Here is a 17,977-nt window from a genome sequence, read left to right on the forward strand (position 1 = left end):
GACATGGGCCTGACGAGCCGGGTACTCGAGTACGCGACGGTGCTGGCCGCGCTGGCGAGTGTGGGGCTCGCGGTCTGGGTGTGGCCGCGACTCGCCCGGCGCGGACCCGTGGCCGTACTCGGCCGCCTCGGCGTGATCGGCGCGACCCAGCTCACGCTCCTCACCGCGTTCGCCGTCGTCGTGAACACGAACTTCGACTTCTACGGCTCGTGGGGCGAGCTGTTCGGCCATGTCGACACGGCGCCCGCCGAGGTCACGGCGCTCGGCCGGTCCGGTCTCCACTCCACGGTCGGAGCGGTGCGCGGCGGTCTGGTGCAGCCCGCCGGACCGCAGGGTCTCGAGCGGGTGAAAGGCATTCCGCACGGGCCCGCGGCACAGGTCGGCCGGGTCGAGTCGGTCAAGATCGTCGGACGGCGCAGCAGGGCCGTGAACCCCGCGTTCGTGTATCTGCCGCCGCAGTACTTCCAGAAGCAGTTCCACCGCCAGCGCTTCCCCGTGATGGTCGCTATCAGCGGCTACCCGGGCGGCATCATGAACCTCGCCCAGTACCTCCAGGTCCCGCAGACCGCCGAGCGGCTGCTGACGGAGGGCAGGATCCAGCCGACGGTGATCGTGATGGTGCGCCCGACGATCGCGCCGCCCCGTGACACGGAGTGCGTGGACGTGCCGGGCGGTCCGCAGGCCGAGACGTTCTTCGCGAAGGATCTGCCGGAGGCGCTCAAGCGGTCGTACCGCGTGGGTCACGACCCCAGCGCGTGGGGCGCTCTCGGCTATTCGTCGGGCGGCACGTGCGCGCTCCAGCTCACCCTGCGCCACCCCGGCGTGTACACCTCGGCGGCGGCGCTGTCGGCGGACTACAGGATCGGCGACGACCTGACCACCGGCAATCTCTTCGGCTCGGGTCCGCGCGCCGTGCGGCGCCGGCGCGAGCACGACCTCATCTGGCGTCTGGACCACCTGCCCGTGCCGCGCGTGTCCGTCCTGGCCGCCAGCAGCAGGTCGGGCGAGAAGGACTACGGCGAAACGATGAAGTTCCTGCACGCGGTGAGGCCGCCCATGACGTCGGCCCGGATCATCCTGCCGCGCGGGAGCCACCACTTCACGACGTGGCAGCGGGAGATCGCTCCGGCCATGCGGTGGATGAGCGGCCAGCTGACGTTTCCGCAGGACACCATGCCGTCACGGCACCGCCGGCCCACGGCGCAGGCCGTGAACCGGCCGCACCCTTAGGCACGCCCGCGTCCGTGTCCCGCCTGCCCGGGCCTCGCTCCGGCCCGACGGATCGCCCGTCACGGACGACCCGTTACGGTGGCCTGACATCGCCGCCGACCCGGCGCGCCTCCCCGTCCGACCAGGAGCAGCCCTCATGCCCGAGTCCGCCGTGTCCGCCCGCCCCGCACTGGCCAGGCCTGGCGCGGCGCCCGGCGACGTGGCCGCCGTCTGGTCCGTCGTGACCGGCATGTACGAGGCGTACGCGACCGGGGACCGCGCCCAGATCGACGCCCGGCTCGACCCGGAGGCGACGATCTGGGACCCGGCCGCCGAGCCGCTGCTGCTCGGCAAGCCGGACCTGGACCGGGTCCGGGACGAGCGGCCCGAGTCCGGTGACGGGCCGGCGGGGAGCGGGCTTCGCCCGTACGACCCGGTCGTCGACGTCTTCGGTGACACGGCGGTCCTGCGCTACTGGCTGCGCGTCGCGTACGCGCCCGGCCCGGACGGCACCCCGCTCCGTCCCGAGCTGCTGCGGAACACGGCGGTCCTGCGCAAAGACCCCACGGTCGGTCGCTGGCTGATCGTGCATCTCCACGAGGACGTACGGCAGGCGGGCGGGGAGCCCGAGACCGCCGTCTAGGGCCTGTCGTCCGGATCGGGCCGGATCAGGGAGCGGGGCCCTGCTTCCGTGCATCGCGCGGCGGAGGAGGGAGCCCACGCGAGCTCGGCGACTGACACCACAGCGCCGCGAGGCGCGCTGCACACCCGGCGAGCCCGGCGTGATCGGGACGAGAGGCGCTGGGGCCTGTCGTCACATTCCCGTCGTCCGCCCGAGGGGCGGGCCCGGCGGCGTCTGGTGCGTGCGATCGCAAGGCGCCGGAGAGCCCTTGTAGCGGAGCTACCAGGGCTTTTCGGCAACGCCGCGAGCGGGCGTGCCAGACGCCGCCGGGCAGACGGGAATGTGACGACAGGTCCTAGCGCGGCGGGCCAGGCTTCGTGGCCACCAGCAGGCGGCATCTGGGGCTGCCGTCGGAGCGCTCGCCGAGTTCCGGCAGCGCCCGGAGCTCCACGCCGAAACCGGCCCCGACCAGTTCGCTGCGTACGTCGCCGAGGCGGAAGCCGCGGTAGTACATGACGAAGGGGGGCCGCCACAGCGCGTTGCGGACCCGCATCGCGCCGTCGAAGGCCAGCATCGACCAGTAGCCGCGGGAGCCGGGCCGCGCGGGAGCCGGCACCGGGAACGCGAAGCGTCCGCCCGGCCGCACCACGGAGTGGACCTGGGCGAACAAGGCGGGCCGCTGCCGCGGCAGGAAATGGCCGAACGCCCCGAAGCTGACGACAAGGTCGAAGACCGGCCCGAAGGGCAGGGCGAGGGCGTCCCCGCGCACCAGATCCGCGCCGCTCCCGTGGGCCGCGCGGCCCGCCGTGAGCATGCCCGCACTGATGTCGACCCCGACGGGCCGCTCGCGGCACACCTGCGCCAGTACGCCGAACCCCGCGCCGGTCCCGCAGCACAGGTCGAGTCCGCGCTCGAAGGGACCCATGCCGCGCAGGGCACGGGTCACGGGTGCGAGGACCGACCGGGGCGTGCGGAACGGCGTGCGGTCGAACTTGGGGGCGAGCAGGTCGTAGCCGTGCTCGACGGAGGACAGCGCCTGGACGGCGAGCTCCCGGACTGTGGGGCCTTCGGGTGCGAACATCGGGGCTCAGCATAGGCCGCGCCCGGCGCCACGGGGGCTTCGCCCAAGGGGCCCAGCAGGGTTCACGGGGCGGCTGGGAGACGGCGGCCCATGACCCGAGCCCTTGCGGGACGGCGCCCCCGTGGTGTTACAGTGCGAGTGGCACATGTGCTAGCCGCCTCTTCGGCGCCGGTGCCAATCTCCCTCTCCGAATCGCCGCGACAGCGGGATTCGTCGAATCGATGTCAGCGATGCGCCAGGCGGCGCCGACACGCCGTACCCCGCATCGTTTCTCCCCGGCCACAGGCTTCTCCGGGCTTTCACGGGCCTTTTCGCCCGCCCGCCTCGCGGGGCGTGCAGTCACCGCCCCGACCCCGCCGGATCCACCTCACTCATGCCCTCGTCCGAACGTCCGCGAAAGGACCGATTCCGATGACCACCACACTCGAACCCCCCACCACCACAAAGGCGTTCACGGCGCAGCCGAAGGAGGTCGCGGTCCAGGCCGCGGGCGTCCTCGACATCTCGGGCAACGGGCCCGGGTTCCTGCGCCCGGCCGACCTCCTGCCGACGTCGCACGACGTCCAGGTGCCGGCCGCCCTGATCCGCCGACTCGGCCTGCGCAAGGGCGACTTGGTCCAGGGGACGTGCGGCAGGCCGCACGTCCTCGCCGAGGCCGAGCGGGTCAACGGGCGCCCCGTGCAGGAGCTGCGCGGGCGGCCCCGGTTCGGCGACCTCACCCCTGTGCACCCGCGGCAACAGCTGCGGCTCGAAACAGCGAAGGGCGGCGTGACACCTCGCGTCGTCGACCTGTTCGCGCCCATCGGCAAGGGGCAGCGTGGGCTGATCGTCGCGCCGCCGAAGACCGGCAAGACGGTCCTGCTCCAGCAGCTCGCCGCGTCCGTCGCCACGAACCACCCCGAGGCCCATCTGATGGTGGTGCTCCTCGACGAACGGCCCGAAGAGGTCACCGACATGCGGCGCTCGGTGCGCGGCGAGGTCCTGGCCTCGACCTTCGACCGGCCCGCGAAGGCCCATGTCGCGCTGGCCGAACTGGCCGTCGAGCGTGCCAAGCGGCTCGTCGAGGACGGCCGGGACGTCGTCATCCTCCTGGACTCCCTGACCCGTCTGTGCCGCGCCCACAACAACACGGCCTCGTCCGGCGGCCGTACGCTCAGCGGCGGCGTCGACGCCTCCGCGCTGATCGGGCCCAAGCGGTTCTTCGGAGCGGCGAGGCTCGCCGAGGAGGGCGGCTCGCTCACCATTCTCGCCACCGCGCTCGTCGACACCGGCTCTCGCGCCGACGACTACTTCTTCGAGGAGCTCAAGAGCACGGGCAACATGGAGATCCGCCTCGACCGCACCCTGGCCGAGCGCCGGATCCACCCCGCCGTCGACCTCGCCCGGTCCGGCACGCGCCGCGAGGAACTCCTGCTTCCGGAGGCCGAGTTGGCGGTCGTACGGGGACTGCGGCGCGCACTTCAGTCGCGGGACGGACACACCGGGCTCGAGACGCTCGTCGAGCGGATTCGGCAGACGCCGGACAACGCGACGTTCCTGCGGCAGGTGCAGTCCACCGTTCCCACCGCGTGAGACAGCCGCCGCACAAGGACCCGGTTCGATCGGCGCGGCAGGATGCGTAATACTCTCACTATGACTTCGAGCATTACAGCCTCGGGAGGCGCGGGGGACGGCGGGGCGGTCCGGGTACGCAGGGCGACCGCCCGCGACGCCAAGCGGCTGACCTGGCTCGTGCGTACGTCCCGCGCCTACGAGGCCCCGTACGCGTCGATGGTGGCCGGCTACCGGGTGGGCCCCGACTACATCGAGGCTCATCGTGTCTTCGTCGCGGTCGGCGCCGACGACCTGGCGCTCGGGTTCTACGCGCTCACGCTCGTGCCGCCGGAGCTCGACCTGATGTTCGTCGCCGACACGGCGCAGGGGCTCGGCATCGGGCGGCTGCTGGTCACCCACATGAAGGAGGAGGCGCGCGCGGCCGGACTCGCCTCGGTCCGCGTGGTCTCGCACCCGCCCGCCGAGGGCTTCTACCGCAGCACGGGAGCCGTTCGCACGGGCACCGCGGCCGCCGACCCGCCCGCCGTGATGTGGGACCGGCCCGAATTGGAGTTCCCGATCGGCTGACGCGTCCGTACTCCCTGGAGCACACTCGAGGTGGACGAGGAGGCCGGCTTGGACAACGAGGTCCGACACACCGACGCAGCCCACGGCACCGACGCGGTCCACGCGTTCGACGTCACCGTGGAGATCCCCCAAGGCTCCCGCAACAAGTACGAGATGGACCACTCCGTCGGCCGGATAAGGCTCGACCGGATGCTGTTCACCTCCACCCAGTACCCGGCGGACTACGGATACGTCGTGGGCACCCTCGGACGCGACGGCGATCCGCTCGACGCACTCGTCCTGGTGGGCGATCCGACGTTCCCCGGCTGCACCGTCGAATGCCGGGCGATCGGCATGTTCGTGATGCGGGACGAGAAGGGCATGGACGAGAAGATTCTGTGCGTGCCCGCGCACGACCCGCGCCACACCTCCGTGCAGGACATCGAGGACATCCCCGAGTTCGACCGGCTGGAGATCACGCACTTCTTCGAGGTCTACAAGGATCTGGAGCCCGGCAAGTCGGTCGAGGGCTCGCACTGGGAGGGTCGCGACCTCACGTACGCGGAGATCGCCGCCGCGCGCCGCCGGGCCGCCGCCCGAGAGGGCTGAAACCGGCCATGACGGCGCGCACGTGTCAGTGCGCGCCGTCCGTCGCGCAGTGCTCCAGCAGGTCGGCGGTCGCCGCGTCGACGACGCGATAGCGCACGATCCTGCCCTCCTTCTCCCCCTCGACCACGCCGGCCGCGCGCAGCAGCCGCAGCGCCTGCGAGACCGCCGGGTCGTTCATGCCCGTGGCCACGGCGAGATCCGACACGGCCAGCGGCCCCGCCCGGTACAGCGCGAGCAGCAGCGCGAGGCGCCGGGGATCGGCGAGCAGGGAGAACCGGTCGGCCCAGGCGCGGACATGCCCTGGCTCACCGATGGCGGCGATGGCCTCGCAGACGCGGTGGCCGTCGATCGTGCGGCGGTCGGCGCGCTCGGCAGGGACGAGATGCATGACGCCATCCTCGCAGCCGCCGATGTGATCTTGAATACCCGCGCACACCTACGCAGCTGTGCAGCCTTGCAGGCGTCGCCGACCGGCCTCTACTGTGGGCGGGCCGTGGTGCTCGGGAATTCGGTGACGGTCCTTCAAAGGACCCAGACCGAAGCGGCCCTCGCCACTGTGATCGGGCCCCGGGTCCCTCGGCAACGAGACGACTCGGGACGCCTCGCCCCACCACGCCACTGGCTGCCGCGCGCAGCTGGGAAGGCAGGGGCGGACGCGGACACCCGTCAGCCAGGAGACCGGCCACGGCATCTCACGAAGTGATTCCACGAGGTGTTGGAGCGTGACCGCATGACCCTGCCCGTAAAGTCCCCGCAGACCGGACGCGACGCGTTCCACTGGCGGCGCGAGGACACCGTCCGCACCGCCGGGCTCCTGGCGGTGATAGCCGCACTCCATGTCGTCGCGTTCGGCGTGCTGTTCCTGCTCGTCGTGCCGGAGCACTACGAGGTGGGGTCGAAGGCCTTCGGCATCGGCCTCGGCGTCACCGCGTACACCCTGGGGATGCGGCACGCGTTCGACGCGGACCACATCGCCGCGATCGACAACACGACCCGCAAGCTGATGGCCGACGGCAAGCGCCCGGTGTCGGTGGGGTTCTGGTTCGCGCTCGGCCACTCCAGCGTGGTGGTCGTGCTCGCCGCGCTGATCGCCGGGGGCACCCAGCTCGCCGGGCGGATCATGAACGAGGGCTCCGCCACCCATCAGACGCTCGGCGTCATGGGCACCACCATCTCCGGGTCCTTCCTCTACCTCATCGCGGCGCTCAACCTCGTCGCCCTGGTGGGGATCCTGCGGGTGTTCCGGGCGATGCGCGCGGGCTCGTACGACGAGGCGGAGCTCGAACAGCACCTGGACTCACGGGGGTTCATGAACCGGATCCTCGGCCGGTTCACCAAGTCCATCACCCGGCCGGGCCAGATGTACCCGCTCGGCTTCCTCTTCGGTCTCGGCTTCGACACGGCGACCGAGGTCACGCTGATGGTGATGGCGGGCAGCGGCGCGGCGGCCGGACTGCCCTGGTACGCGATCCTGTGCCTGCCGCTCCTGTTCGCCGCCGGAATGAGTCTGTTCGACACCCTGGACGGGACGTTCATGAACTTCGCGTACCAGTGGGCCTTCTCGAACCCCGTGCGCAAGGTGTTCTACAACCTGGCCATCACCGGCCTCTCGATCGCCGTCGCCTTCCTGATCGGCACCATCGAGCTCGTGGGGGTCCTGCACGACAAGCTCGAGCTGCGGGACTCGGTGACCGGCTGGATAGCCGGGCTCGACCTGGACAACGTCGGATTCATCATCGTGGGTCTGTTCGTCGTCGTCTGGGCGGTCGCCATCGGGTACTGGCGGCTCGCGAAGGTCGAGGAGCGGTGGGCCGTGCGGACCTGATCCGGCGGGCCGCCCGGACCGGGACTCCGTATGGTCGTGCGGGTGAGTGAAGCCAGCGTTCCACCGGCGGAGCCCGCGCCCGTGCCTCGCAGGTCCGCCCTCCCCGTGGCCCTCACGATCCTCACGGTCGTGAGCGGCTTCGTCGACGCGGTCAGCTATCTGGGCCTCGGCCGTGTCTTCGCGGCGAACATGACCGGCAACGTCCTCGTCATCGGCTTCGCCGCGGCGGGCGCTCCCGGGTTCTCCGTCCTCGGGTCGCTCACCTCCCTCGGTGCGTTCCTCGCGGGGGCCGCGTGCGCCGGGCGGCTGGCCGGAGCGTTCGCAGGGCGGGCGCGGGCGGCCTGGGTGCGGTCGGTGTTCGTCACGGAGGCGGTCCTGCTCGCCGTGGCGACGGCCGTCGCGTTCGCGTGGCCGGGACGGGCGACGTACGCGCTCGTCGCCGTCCTCGCCGGGGCGATGGGTCTGCGCAACGCGACCGTCCGCAAACTCGCGGTCCCGGACATGACCACGACGGTCCTCACGATGACGCTGACCGGGCTCGCCTCGGACTCCTCGCTCGCGGGCGGCTCCGATCAGGGGGCGGGGCGGCGGATCGTCTCCGTCGTGGCGATGCTCGTGGGCGCCGCGCTCGGCGCGCTTCTCGTGCTGCACCACGGCCTCGGCTGGCCGCTCCTCGTCAGCACCCTGCTCGTGGCGGCCGCGACGGCCGGATATCGCGAGCCGGCCGCCGACGCGGACGACATCCGATCGGCCTAACCCTGCGGGCGCCGTCCGCCCGGGCTCACTAGCGTCCTGACCAGGACCGCAGCTCCCCCTGCCGCTGCGGCACAGGGACCGGAGACGCCTCATGTTCTGCCCCATAGCCACCGTCATCACGACGACCGCCTGCCTCACCGCGCTCGCGCCCGGGACAGCGGCCGCACAGCACCCCGTCGCGGCGCCCGCCGCGGTGACCGCACCCGACGAGGTGGGCCGGACCGGCTCATTGGGCCGGACCAACCCCTTGAGCCCCTCCGACGACGGACCTCTCGACCGGGGCCCGGACGACGGGACCCGTGACCGGGGCTCGGTGGACGGAACCCGCGACCGGGGCTCGGTGGACGGAACCCGCGACCGGGGCTCGGCGAACGGCGACTCCTACGCGGAGGCACGCCTCTCGCCGTCCACGGCGGTGGGGGCCGCGTCCACCGCCGAGATCACGGTCTACTGCGCCGGCGGCGGGCGCGGCTCCATCACGGCCCGCTCCCAGGCCTTCGCCGCCGGCTCCGTCACACTCCCCATGTTCGGCGGCGGAATCGGGCAGGACGGGCGCACCCAGTACCGGGGGACTGCACGCCTGGCCGGCGAGGTCGGGACCAGCTCGCAGGTGTCCGTGCAGGGAGCCTGCCCCGACGGCAGGCAGTGGAGCACCCCGATGAACCTGGCACGCGACAACTATCGCGGCGCACGCGCCGGAGTCGGCAGCACCGCGAGCGGCGGCGTCGACCTGGGCCGGATCGGCTTCGGCGCGGCTCTCGCGGGCGGGGCCGCCTGCCTGCTGTGGCGCAGGACGCGCGCACCGCGCGAGAACTGACCGGTCCGTCCGCCGACCGACACCCACAAGGCAAGAGCGCCGTTACGTCCGTTCCGCCCTCGACCAAGCGCGCTTTGCCGACAATCGCCTCCATTGCGGCCGGCCGAACGGGACTCCCCGAGGCTCCCCGTCGATGACGCAGCGCCGCGGATCCGGCCGGGGTTGGCTGAAAATAGCCCCCCGACGGTAACGCGACAGCCACTCAGAGAGGTCGTTCACCGGCCGACGCACCGGCGAGCGCTCCCCGGCCCGAGCCCGCTCGCACCCCACACCCGTACACCTGTCCCTATTTGACGTACCCATGGCGGCGGTCGTCGTTACCACGATCCCCTGACAGGCTGGCGACTTCGCGACGAACTTCGCCGCCGGGCGCTCTGCGCTCATTGTCCCGGTTCTCTCACCACGTGCGGTGGCTAGCATGAGCGCCACATACGTGCCGGAAGATCACCATCCCGTTGGTGGGACCGGCCGTGCGGCCGACCAGAGCCGATCGGCCACGCCCTTCCCGCACGCAAGCACCGATGGGACCGCGGAATGCCAGTGCCTGCCAGCCCGAGGCCGCGCCGAACACCCACGCCGCGGCGCTCCACGCTCGCCGTCCCCCTCGCCGTCCTCGTGGTGGCCGGAGCGGCAGTCGGTGCGGTGACCGCCGCGGCTCCGCAGGCCGCCCGCACCTGGGTGCTGGTAGCGCTTCTGGTCAGCTGGCTCTGCGTGGCCGCCTCTCTCCTGACTGCCGCTCTGCTCCAGCAGCGCGCCCGAGGTGCCGTAAACGCCGCGCAGGACGAATCGCTCGCGCTCCAGCAGCAGTTGACGCAGCGCGGCGCCGAGGCCGCCCATCTCGTGAACGTCACGCTGCCCTCCGTGTCGAAGCGACTGCGGGACGGCGCGGACTCCGAGGAGGCACTCGCCGCGACCGCGCCGCCCGCGGACCGTCAACTGCGCCAGACGCTCGAGGCGTTCACCGCCGAACTCGACGACGCCGTACGGCGCGAGGAGTCCGCGGTGGCCGCCGCTCAGGACACGGCCCACCGGATCGCCCGCACCGACCGCGACCTGGACGAGCTGGCCACCGCGACCCTGCCGGCCGCCGTCGCTGCGCTGCGCGAGGGCTCCACCGCCGACGCGGTCCTCTCGGGCCTCGATCACCCGGACGACGCGCACCTGCGCACCCTGACGGAGTCCTTCGTACGGGAACTCGCCACCAGCGAGCGGCGGGCAGCGGCCGCCCAGGCCGCCAGCGCCAAGGCCCTCAGCCGGGTACAGGCCAAGTCGGTCAGCATGCTCGCCGATCTGCGCGAGATGCAGGACCGGCACGGCGAAGAGGTCTTCGGCGATCTGCTCCGGCTCGACCACAACACGTCCCAACTCGGCCTGCTCACCGACCGGCTGGCCCTCCTCATGGGCGGCCGCGCCAGCCGCGCGTGGAACAAGCCGATCGTCATGGAGAGCATCCTGCGCGGCGCGGTCGGCCGGATCGCCGCATACCAGCGGGTCAGGCTCCACTGCGCCACGCACGCCGCGATCGCCGGCTTCGCCGCCGAGGGCGTCATGCACCTCCTGGCCGAACTGATGGACAACGCCGCGAACTTCTCGCCGCCCATCGACGAGGTCCACGTCTACGTCGAGGAACGCAGCGCCGGGATCGTCGTGACGATCGAGGACAGCGGCCTGAAGATGGCCGACGCGGCCATGCGCCGGGCCGAGGCGGCGGTGTCGGGCCGCGAGACGGACCTGGCCTCGCTCCAGGGCACGCGGCTCGGCCTCGCCGTGGTCGGCCGCCTCGCCGCCAAGTACCGCATCAGCGTGAACTTCCGGCCGTCCTCCCGCGGCGGCACGGGTGTCGTGGTCCTCCTTCCGCCGCAACTGCTCGCCCAGCAGCGCGATCCCGCCCCGCAGCAGCCCCCGGTCCGCCGCGCCGCCCCCGCCGCACCTGCCGCATCTGCTTCGCCTGTGACGGCGCCGGACCCCGCGCCGCAGCCGTCCGACGACACCACGCCCGGGATTCCCGCCCAGGCCGACCCACCGTCCGCGACGCCGGGCGGCCTGCCGGTACGGGCACCGGGACGCACCATGGCCTCGGCCGAACGCGACCGCAAGGACCGTGCCCCCTCCGAAGGCGGCACGCCCACGGACGAGTCCGTGCGTGCGCCGCGCGACGCCGGTGCGCAGTTCGGCGCCTTCCACCGCTCGCGGCGCGCCCGCGACGAGACGCCCGGCACGTCGCCCGAGGTACCCCACCAGGCCGACGAGTCACCGGCCGAGTAGCCCGCCCCGCTCCCCGCACGCGCCCGGGCACCGGCGCCCCATCCCCCGTACGAGAACGATTGATTGGAGGCACGGGCTGGTGACCGGCTCGCCGGGCACAACCCGCCCCACACGCCATGCGGACCACTGACAACAGCCTGACCTGGCTCCTGGAGAGCCTGCTGGACCGCACGCCCGGCACGCGCCACGCCCTGGTGCTCTCCCGGGACGGTCTGAAGCTGTGCTGGAGCGAGCACCTGACCCTCGACCAGGCCGACCAGCTCGCGGCCATCTGCTCCGGCATCCAGGCACTCGCCCAGGGCGCCTCGGTGGAGTTCGGTGACGGGACGGGCGGTGTACGGCACTCGATGACCGAGTTCCACGGCGGTCTGCTGTTCATCGTCGAGGCGGGCCAGGGCGCGCATCTGGCGGTGATCGCCGAGGACGGCGCCGACCCGGGCGTGGTCGGCCACCAGATGAGCGAGCTCGTCGAGCAGATCGGCGAGCACCTGCGGGCCGAGCCACGGACAGGCGACGGAGAGAGCGCGTCCTCATGACGCGCCGGCCCGTCGACACCGGTGACCCGGACCGGCTGTACACGGTCACGGGTGGCCGCAGCCGGGCCGACGACGACACCTTCGATCTGGTCACCCTGGTCGTCGCCGAGTGCGAGCCCACACCGGGGATGCAGTCGGAACAGGTCCGCATCCTCGACATGTGCCGGCATCCGGCGGCCGTGGTCGAGATCGCGGCCGAGATGAAGCTGCCGATCACGGTGGTGCGCATCCTGCTCGGCGATCTCCTCGCCACCGGCCGCATCACCGCCCGGCATCCCCGCGCGGCGCGGTCCGTCGCCTCGCTCCCCGACTCCGCCCTTCTCAAGGAGGTGCTGCATGGACTCCGCAACCTCTGAGCTGCCCTCCCGTACGCCGCTTGCCGACGTCGCCGAGACCGGGCTCAAGATCGTCATCGTGGGCGGGTTCGGGGTCGGCAAGACGACCCTGGTCCGGTCCGTCAGCGAGATCCGGCCGCTGAACACCGAAGAGGTCATGACGCAGGCGGGCGTCGGCGTCGACGAGCCCGCCGCGGTCTCCTCGAAGACCACGACGACGGTGGCGTTCGACTTCGGGCGGATCAGCCTCACCCAGCGGATGGTGCTCTATCTGTTCGGCGCCCCCGGGCAGGAGCGCTTCTGGTTCCTGTGGGACCGGTTGTTCTCGGGGACGCTCGGCGCGGTCGTGCTCGTCGACACGCGGCGGATGAGTGACTCCTGGTACGCCATCGACCGCCTGGAGCACCACCGAACGCCGTTCGTGGTCGCCGTGAACCGGTTCGACGGCGACGGCACCCGGTTCTCCCTCGACGAGATCCGCCAGGCGCTGACGCTGCCCGAGCACGTGCCGCTGATCGACTGTGACGCGCGCGTCAGGTCGTCGGGCAAGCACGTCCTGATCACCCTCGTCGACCACCTCTACGAACTGGCCATGGCCCGGGAGAAGACACCATGACCGACGTGACCCCGCCGCCCGGCTGCCCCGCCCACGCCGGCGCGGTGGCCCTCAGCGGCCTGGAGTACCAGCAGACCCCTTCGGAGCTGTACCGGTCGCTGCGCAAGGAGCACGGCGCGATCGCGCCCGTCCTGCTCGACGGGGACATCCCGGCGTGGCTGGTCCTCGGCTATCCCGAGGTCACGTATGTCACCAGCCATGACGAGCTGTTCGCCCGGGACTCGCGCCGCTGGAACCAGTGGGAGCACATCCCGGCCGACTGGCCGCTGATGCCGTTCGTCGGCTACCAGCCGTCGGTCCTGTTCACGGAGGGCGCCGAGCACCAGCGGCGCGCGGGCGTCATCACCCAGGCCCTCGAAGCGGTCGACCAGTTCGAACTCGCCCGCGACTGCGAGCGCATCGCCGACCAGCTCATCGACACGTTCGCCGGCAGCGGCCGGGCCGAGCTGATGGCCGCCTTCGCGCACGCTCTGCCGATGCGGGCGGCGGTGCAGTTCTGCGGGATGCCCGCGGGCAGCACCGACACCGAGCAACTGGTGGACGATCTGCGGATCTCCCTGGACGCCGCGGAGGGCGACGACCCGGTGGCCGCGTACGGCCGGGTGGGCGCGCGCATCCAGCAACTGGTCGAGGAGAAGCGGGAGTCACCGGGCCCTGACGTCACGTCACGGATGCTGGCACACCCGGCGGGCCTCACCGACGAGGAGGTCGTCCAGGACCTGATCTCCGTCATCGCGGCGGCGCAGCAGCCGACGGCCAACTGGATCTGCAACACGCTGCGTCTGCTGCTGACCGACGAGCGGTTCGCGCTGAACGTCTCCGGCGGGCGGCTCAGTGTCGGTCAGGCGCTGAACGAGGTGCTGTGGCTGGACACCCCCACGCAGAACTTCATCGGCCGGTGGGCGGTGCGCGACACGCAGCTGGGCGGACGGCAGATCAGGGCGGGCGACTGTCTGGTGCTCGGCCTCGCGGCGGCCAACACCGATCCGCAGATCTGGCCCGAGTCGCAGGTGGGCGCGGAGAACTCGGCCCATCTGTCGTTCAGCAACGGCGAGCACCGCTGCCCGTATCCGGCCCCGCTCCTCGCGGACGTCATCGCCCGTACGGCGGTGGAGACGCTGCTCGAGCGGCTCCCCGACCTGGTGCTCGCCGTGGAGCCGCAGGAACTGACCTGGCGCCCGTCGATCTGGATGCGCGGGCTGACCGCGCTGCCGGTGCAGTTCACTCCCGTGTCGCACTGACACCTACGGACACCGGCGCGGCCGGGACCGGTCAACTGCCGGTCCCGGCCGTGTGGTTCACGCGGTGACGGGGGTGAACCGCACCGGCAGGGACTGCGGGCCTCGGGTGAACACGCCTTGTTCCACCGGGTCGAATCCGTCGGCGAGCCGCACGTCCGGCATCGCGTCGAGGAGCTGGCCGACGCCGATCTCGACCTCGGCCTTGGCGAGCAGCGCGCCGACGCAGAAGTGCCGGCCGAGCGCGAAGGACAGATGGTCGGCCGCCGCCGAGAACGCGTTCGTGGCGGTGAGGTCCTCGCGGAAGATGTCGAAGCGGTCGGGATCCGCGTAGCGGTCCGCGTCGCGGTTGGCGGCGCCGATCAGACAGGTGACGGTCGCTCCCGCGGGGATCGTGCCGCCGCTCACCTCCACGTCGGTCGCCGACTGACGCATGATCATGTGGACGGGCGGGGTGTAGCGCAGCGTCTCGGCGAAGGCGCGGGCGATCAGCGAGCGGTCCTTGCGGACGGCGTCGAGCTGCTCGGGGTGGGTGAGCAGGTTGGCGAAGATGCTGGCGATGGCCTTGTCGGTGGTCTCGCCGCCGGCCGCGAGGAGCAGGCTGCAGAACGCCTTGATGTCCTCGTCGCTCATACGGACGCCGTCGACCTCGGCGGCGCAGAGCGAGGAGAGCAGGTCGTCGCCGAGGTTGTCCCGGCGCTGCCGGATGATCGGGATCATGTACTCGGCGAACTCGACGCGGGTGCGCTCACCGGCCGCCGCGACGTCCTTGTCCCCGGACAGGTTGCCGAGGAACGCGATGACGGTGGTGTACCAGCCGTGGAAGCGCGCGTGGTCCGCCTTGTCGAGGCCCAGCATGTCGGCGATGACATTGACGGGGAAGCGGGTGGCGTACGCGCCCACGAGGTCGACCGAGCCGGTGGCGCGGAACGTGTCGATCAGTTCGCGGGAGTTGCGCTCGATGACCGGCAGGAACTTCTCCTGGAGGTCGCTCCCGCGGAACGCCGGTGCGACGAGGGCGCGGCGCACGGCGTGCTCACGCCCGCTGAGCTGGAGGATCGTCTTGCCGTGCACCGGCTCGATCTGCCAGTTGTAGTTGTCCGTCGTGAACTGCGACTCCTTGTCCTTGAAGACGCGCTCGACATCGGCGTACCGCGAGATGACGTAACTCTGCGTGGCCTCGTGCCAGATGAGCGGAGCGTGCTCACGCATGGCCGCGTAGGCCGGGTACGGATTCTCGGCGAACTCCGGCGACAGTATGTCGGGGACCTGTGCGGTGGACATGAAGCTCCCTCGGTCAGTAACAGGCAACGCCCACCAGGTTATTGATCATCCGTCGGCGGAGACAGACCCCCTCACGGATTACCGGAGATCGCCCGCGTGGTAGGTCGCAGCACTCAGCCTTCCGAACGGCAGATGACGAAGTCGGGGAAGACGTGGCGGCCGGTCCGGTCACCGATCTCCGCGATCGCCCGGCGGATGTCCCGCAGTTGCCCGACCGTCATCTCCAGTGGCGGCTCGTCCGGCTGATAGGTCGTCAGGACCGGGTGGTCGACGCCCGGCGTGCCGCTCATCTCGATGTGGCAGCCCAGCACATGGGTGACCGTACGGGTGCCGGCGAACTCGATCATGCGGTCGACGGACCGGGTGAACGCCGCCCAGTCCTCGACGTACAGCCGCCCGGGATAGACCGTGTCACCGGTGAGCAGGAACCCGGTGTGCGGGTCGTAGTACGTGACAGCCGCCACATGGTGGCCGGGTGTGGCCAGGCACTCCAGCACACGGCCGCCCAGGTCGACCCGGGCCACTCGCCCCGGGTCGTCCGCGAACCCGAAGAACTCCCAGGCCCGGTCGCGATCCGCTCCGACCACGCGTGTGTGGGGCCGGTCGGCGAACTGGACGTCTCCCGCGACATGGTCCCCGTGGGCGTGCGTGTGCAGGACGAGAAGTTCGTAGGTGTCCCTGGGGTGCCCGGCCAGCCAGTCCTCGATGAGCCCGTCGACGACCCGGCGCAGGGGAAAGTACCGCGCGGACGCGGTGGCTCCCGTGTCGATGAGTACGGCGCGCGCGTTGCCGAACAGGAGAAACAGGAAGGGCGCCTCGTAATGCACGGCCTTGTTCTGGCGCAGGACGACCGTGTGCTCGTCATAGGGGTGCACCTGGATGTCCGGGTCGGTGTTGTGCTTCGCCGACTCCGATCCATGGATCCAGCGCACGTCCAGCGCGTGGGGCACGGGCCCCTCGGTCACGAAGTCGACCTGCCGCGTCGCTCCACCCATTCCGCCTCCTCAAGAGAGTCGCCCTGTGCGTGCGTCGCCCTGGCCTCCGCAGCGGGCTGGACGCATGACCTGGGTAACACGGCGGGGGTCGGGTCTGTGAGGCGCCCCATAGGGGCCAGATCACATACTAGGGGTGATAGTGGCCGGTGGGGCCGTTCCGGGGCGTAAAGAAGGCACCCCTTTCGGTCATTTCGGACATTCCTCCGTAGTGGGGTAGTACGTCACATCCTTGCGTCGCCTGTCGGTCGTCGCTAACTATGGCTGTCGTCCCGGAGAGCGGGTCGGAGCACGAGCGAGCAGCTCGCTCCACACCCCCGGGTCACGATGCGGATCCCGACTCCGCCCCTGGGTGCCACCGACACAGGCCGGCGCCGCACGATGTCCCCGAGCATGAAGAGGTAATCCCGTATGACCTTCTCCGCCCCGATCACCGCTGCCGCCCGTCCCACCCGTTTCAAGCGCGCCACCGTCACGGTCCTGGCCGCTGCCGGTCTGGCGGGTGCAGCGCTGACGTTCGCCCCGTCGCCCGCGCAGGCCGCCGAGCCCGCCGCGGCGCCGAAGGCCGCTTCCTCGGTGAAGGCCGACGGGGGCAATGTCGACGGGTGGATCAACGAGGCCCTGAAGATCATGAAGGCCAAGGGCATCCCCGGCTCCTACGAGGGTCTGCACCGCAACATCATGCGTGAGTCCTCGGGCAACCCGAACGCCGTGAACGGCTACGACGTCAACGCGGTCAACGGCACCCCGTCCAAGGGCCTGCTCCAGGTGATCCAGCCGACGTTCGACGCCTACCACGTCGCCGGTACCGCCCAGAGCCTGACCGACCCGGTCGCCAACATCACCGCGGCCGCCAACTACGCCGCCCACCGTTACGGCTCCATCGACAACGTCAACTCCGCGTACTGAGCCGCACCATGACCGTGCCGTGACCGACCCACGGCACAGCCCCGCCACAGCACAGCCCCACCACGGCACAGCTGCACCGCATCGCAGCACAGCCCCACCAAGGCACAGCTCCGCCACGGCACATCCCGCCACACGGCGCAGCTCCGCCACGGCACATCCCGCCAAAGCGCAGCTCCGCCACGGCAGATCCCCGCCGAGGCACGGCACATCTGCACCACGGCACATCTCCCCCCTCGAACGGAGGGCAGCGTCCATGGAGCATCACAGCGGAGACGAAGGGCACACGTCCTCGGCCGGCGTCCTTGATCAGCCCGACTACGGGTCCGCGCACCTGCACCGCTCACGAGGCAGATCACGCAGGAAGCGGCTGCGCGTGATCGCCTGCACCGCGCTCGGCGCCGTCCTGGTCGGTGGCGGCGGCCTGGCCTACGCCTGGTCGCACCTGAACGGGAACCTCAAGGGCACCGACATCGACGCCGCCCTGGGCAACAGCCGCCCGCACGCGGGCCACGACGGGGCGATGAACATCCTGCTCCTGGGCTCCGACTCGCGTGCCGGCACCCACGGCCGGTACGGCCGTGGCGTCACCGGCGCCCGCTCGGACACGGCGATGGTGCTGCACATCGACAAGAGCCACCGAACCGCCTCCGTCGTCAGCATCCCCCGCGACACGATGGTCGACCGGCCGCCGTGCGCGAAACCCTCGGGCGGCACGGCACCGGGCGAGCACCAGTCGATGTTCAACGCCGCCTACCAGGCGGGCGGCCCCGCCTGCACCGTCAA

General features: G+C 71.5%; 19 protein-coding genes and 1 riboswitch. Of the genes, 15 read left to right on the forward strand and 4 right to left on the reverse strand.

Annotation, left to right across the window (positions count from 1 at the left end; translation table 11 throughout):
* Positions 1-3 precede the first annotated feature (3 nt).
* The gene (locus tag ACFC96_RS45085) at positions 4-1,230 is read left to right on the forward strand and encodes an alpha/beta hydrolase (protein WP_376252589.1); all 1,227 of its coding nucleotides are present in this window, start codon (positions 4-6) and stop codon (positions 1,228-1,230) included.
* Between the two features lie 136 nt (positions 1,231-1,366).
* Positions 1,367-1,852 (forward strand): DUF4440 domain-containing protein, encoded by a 486-nt coding sequence (locus tag ACFC96_RS45090; RefSeq protein ID WP_376618520.1) that lies wholly within the window; start codon positions 1,367-1,369, stop codon positions 1,850-1,852.
* Positions 1,853-2,186: 334 nt separating this feature from the next.
* Here ACFC96_RS45090 and ACFC96_RS45095 read toward each other — a convergent pair whose 3' ends face one another.
* Positions 2,187-2,912: a class I SAM-dependent methyltransferase gene (locus ACFC96_RS45095; protein ID WP_376618522.1), complete on the reverse strand. Its 726-nt coding sequence runs from the start codon at positions 2,910-2,912 to the stop codon at positions 2,187-2,189.
* Positions 2,913-3,323: 411 nt separating this feature from the next.
* Between ACFC96_RS45095 and rho the strand changes: the two genes are divergently transcribed.
* The 3 genes from rho to ACFC96_RS45110 all read left to right on the forward strand — a co-directional run bounded on the left by rho (position 3,324) and on the right by ACFC96_RS45110 (position 5,621).
* Positions 3,324-4,484: a transcription termination factor Rho gene (gene rho / locus ACFC96_RS45100; protein WP_376618524.1), complete on the forward strand. Its 1,161-nt coding sequence runs from the start codon at positions 3,324-3,326 to the stop codon at positions 4,482-4,484.
* 60 nt (positions 4,485-4,544) lie between these two features.
* The gene (locus tag ACFC96_RS45105; RefSeq protein WP_376618526.1) at positions 4,545-5,033 is read left to right on the forward strand and encodes a GNAT family N-acetyltransferase; all 489 of its coding nucleotides are present in this window, start codon (positions 4,545-4,547) and stop codon (positions 5,031-5,033) included.
* A gap of 153 nt (positions 5,034-5,186) precedes the next feature.
* A complete protein-coding gene (locus tag ACFC96_RS45110; RefSeq protein ID WP_376253747.1) occupies positions 5,187-5,621 on the forward strand; it encodes an inorganic diphosphatase in 435 nt (144 codons plus the stop codon).
* Positions 5,622-5,646: 25 nt separating this feature from the next.
* On the opposite strand, the gene ACFC96_RS45115 is transcribed toward ACFC96_RS45110, so the two are convergent.
* Entirely contained in the window at positions 5,647-6,009 is a 363-nt protein-coding gene (locus ACFC96_RS45115; protein ID WP_100597286.1) for a metalloregulator ArsR/SmtB family transcription factor, read from the reverse strand.
* A gap of 89 nt (positions 6,010-6,098) precedes the next feature.
* Positions 6,099-6,323: riboswitch (cobalamin riboswitch) on the forward strand.
* Positions 6,324-6,351: 28 nt separating this feature from the next.
* Between ACFC96_RS45115 and ACFC96_RS45120 the strand changes: the two genes are divergently transcribed.
* From ACFC96_RS45120 to ACFC96_RS45155, 8 genes are all read left to right on the forward strand, one after another.
* Positions 6,352-7,446, forward strand: coding sequence for a HoxN/HupN/NixA family nickel/cobalt transporter (locus ACFC96_RS45120; RefSeq protein WP_376252575.1), 1,095 nt, complete (start codon positions 6,352-6,354; stop codon positions 7,444-7,446).
* Positions 7,447-7,488: 42 nt separating this feature from the next.
* Positions 7,489-8,202, forward strand: coding sequence for a YoaK family protein (locus tag ACFC96_RS45125; RefSeq protein ID WP_376252574.1), 714 nt, complete (start codon positions 7,489-7,491; stop codon positions 8,200-8,202).
* Positions 8,203-8,293: 91 nt separating this feature from the next.
* Positions 8,294-9,019, forward strand: coding sequence for a hypothetical protein (locus ACFC96_RS45130; RefSeq protein WP_376618528.1), 726 nt, complete (start codon positions 8,294-8,296; stop codon positions 9,017-9,019).
* A gap of 534 nt (positions 9,020-9,553) precedes the next feature.
* A complete protein-coding gene (locus tag ACFC96_RS45135) occupies positions 9,554-11,284 on the forward strand; it encodes an ATP-binding protein (protein ID WP_376618530.1) in 1,731 nt (576 codons plus the stop codon).
* Between the two features lie 116 nt (positions 11,285-11,400).
* A complete protein-coding gene (locus ACFC96_RS45140; protein WP_376252565.1) occupies positions 11,401-11,820 on the forward strand; it encodes a roadblock/LC7 domain-containing protein in 420 nt (139 codons plus the stop codon).
* Positions 11,817-12,176, forward strand: coding sequence for a DUF742 domain-containing protein (locus ACFC96_RS45145; RefSeq protein ID WP_376252563.1), 360 nt, complete (start codon positions 11,817-11,819; stop codon positions 12,174-12,176). Before ACFC96_RS45140 ends, ACFC96_RS45145 begins: the two co-directional genes overlap by 4 nt.
* Positions 12,157-12,771 carry an ATP/GTP-binding protein gene (locus ACFC96_RS45150; RefSeq protein WP_376252560.1) on the forward strand — a complete coding sequence of 205 codons (615 nt, stop codon included), beginning with the start codon at positions 12,157-12,159 and terminating at the stop codon, positions 12,769-12,771. The genes ACFC96_RS45145 and ACFC96_RS45150 overlap by 20 nt, the downstream gene beginning before the upstream one ends.
* A complete protein-coding gene (locus ACFC96_RS45155; protein WP_376618532.1) occupies positions 12,768-14,012 on the forward strand; it encodes a cytochrome P450 in 1,245 nt (414 codons plus the stop codon). Before ACFC96_RS45150 ends, ACFC96_RS45155 begins: the two co-directional genes overlap by 4 nt.
* Positions 14,013-14,069: 57 nt before the next feature.
* On the opposite strand, the gene ACFC96_RS45160 is transcribed toward ACFC96_RS45155, so the two are convergent.
* The gene (locus tag ACFC96_RS45160; RefSeq protein ID WP_376252555.1) at positions 14,070-15,293 is read right to left on the reverse strand and encodes a cytochrome P450; all 1,224 of its coding nucleotides are present in this window, start codon (positions 15,291-15,293) and stop codon (positions 14,070-14,072) included.
* A gap of 113 nt (positions 15,294-15,406) precedes the next feature.
* The gene (locus ACFC96_RS45165) at positions 15,407-16,288 is read right to left on the reverse strand and encodes an MBL fold metallo-hydrolase (RefSeq protein ID WP_376618534.1); all 882 of its coding nucleotides are present in this window, start codon (positions 16,286-16,288) and stop codon (positions 15,407-15,409) included.
* A gap of 408 nt (positions 16,289-16,696) precedes the next feature.
* On the opposite strand from ACFC96_RS45165, the gene ACFC96_RS45170 reads away from it, so the two are divergent.
* Both ACFC96_RS45170 and ACFC96_RS45175 read left to right on the forward strand, forming a co-directional pair.
* Complete coding sequence (locus ACFC96_RS45170; RefSeq protein WP_376618535.1) at positions 16,697-17,194, forward strand: transglycosylase SLT domain-containing protein; 498 nt, start codon at positions 16,697-16,699, stop codon at positions 17,192-17,194.
* Positions 17,195-17,447: 253 nt separating this feature from the next.
* Positions 17,448-17,977 (forward strand): LCP family protein (locus tag ACFC96_RS45175; protein ID WP_376618537.1); only part of this gene is annotated, 530 nt, incomplete at its 3' end.

It is taken from the genome of Streptomyces sp. NPDC055955, from assembly GCF_042270245.1.
Taxonomy (GTDB): Bacteria; Actinomycetota; Actinomycetes; order Streptomycetales; family Streptomycetaceae; genus Streptomyces.

Coding starts and splice junctions, on each gene's coding strand:
- rho (WP_376618524.1), top strand. CDS start 3,324: ATGACCACCACACTCGAACCCCCCACCACCACAAAGGCGTTCACGGCG.
- ACFC96_RS45150 (WP_376252560.1), top strand. CDS start 12,157: ATGGACTCCGCAACCTCTGAGCTGCCCTCCCGTACGCCGCTTGCCGAC.
- ACFC96_RS45170 (WP_376618535.1), top strand. CDS start 16,697: ATGACCTTCTCCGCCCCGATCACCGCTGCCGCCCGTCCCACCCGTTTC.
- ACFC96_RS45090 (WP_376618520.1), top strand. CDS start 1,367: ATGCCCGAGTCCGCCGTGTCCGCCCGCCCCGCACTGGCCAGGCCTGGC.
- ACFC96_RS45085 (WP_376252589.1), top strand. CDS start 4: ATGGGCCTGACGAGCCGGGTACTCGAGTACGCGACGGTGCTGGCCGCG.
- ACFC96_RS45135 (WP_376618530.1), top strand. CDS start 9,554: ATGCCAGTGCCTGCCAGCCCGAGGCCGCGCCGAACACCCACGCCGCGG.
- ACFC96_RS45140 (WP_376252565.1), top strand. CDS start 11,401: ATGCGGACCACTGACAACAGCCTGACCTGGCTCCTGGAGAGCCTGCTG.
- ACFC96_RS45115 (WP_100597286.1), bottom strand. CDS start 6,009: ATGCATCTCGTCCCTGCCGAGCGCGCCGACCGCCGCACGATCGACGGC.
- ACFC96_RS45095 (WP_376618522.1), bottom strand. CDS start 2,912: ATGTTCGCACCCGAAGGCCCCACAGTCCGGGAGCTCGCCGTCCAGGCG.
- ACFC96_RS45145 (WP_376252563.1), top strand. CDS start 11,817: ATGACGCGCCGGCCCGTCGACACCGGTGACCCGGACCGGCTGTACACG.
- ACFC96_RS45155 (WP_376618532.1), top strand. CDS start 12,768: ATGACCGACGTGACCCCGCCGCCCGGCTGCCCCGCCCACGCCGGCGCG.
- ACFC96_RS45110 (WP_376253747.1), top strand. CDS start 5,187: ATGGACCACTCCGTCGGCCGGATAAGGCTCGACCGGATGCTGTTCACC.
- ACFC96_RS45120 (WP_376252575.1), top strand. CDS start 6,352: ATGACCCTGCCCGTAAAGTCCCCGCAGACCGGACGCGACGCGTTCCAC.
- ACFC96_RS45165 (WP_376618534.1), bottom strand. CDS start 16,288: ATGGGTGGAGCGACGCGGCAGGTCGACTTCGTGACCGAGGGGCCCGTG.
- ACFC96_RS45130 (WP_376618528.1), top strand. CDS start 8,294: ATGTTCTGCCCCATAGCCACCGTCATCACGACGACCGCCTGCCTCACC.
- ACFC96_RS45105 (WP_376618526.1), top strand. CDS start 4,545: ATGACTTCGAGCATTACAGCCTCGGGAGGCGCGGGGGACGGCGGGGCG.
- ACFC96_RS45160 (WP_376252555.1), bottom strand. CDS start 15,293: ATGTCCACCGCACAGGTCCCCGACATACTGTCGCCGGAGTTCGCCGAG.